Annotated in this window: 1 pseudogene; it reads right to left on the reverse strand. The window is 60.2% G+C overall.

The annotated features are described in order from the left end of the window. Positions 1-211: pseudogene (locus FNJ47_RS55900) on the reverse strand (IS5/IS1182 family transposase); the annotation flags it as partial.

A 211-nucleotide genomic window follows, 5' to 3' on the forward strand; every position in this document is an offset into this window, starting at 1 on the left:
AGTGACGACGGCCCGGTAATTCCGGGCCGTTTTTTCGAAGCGGGTTGCGACACGTCGGAACTGCTTGAGCTTTGAGAAGCAGCATTCGACGGGATGACGCTGGGCGTAGAGATGCTTGTCGAGTGGGTATTTGAGCGCGCGTGACGGGTTGTTGGGAATGACGGCGAGCGCGCCTTTGGCGGCGATGGCTTGGCGCAAGTGATCGGCGTCA

Source organism: Bradyrhizobium uaiense (assembly GCF_010811875.1).
Taxonomy (GTDB): Bacteria; Pseudomonadota; Alphaproteobacteria; order Rhizobiales; family Xanthobacteraceae; genus Bradyrhizobium; species Bradyrhizobium uaiense.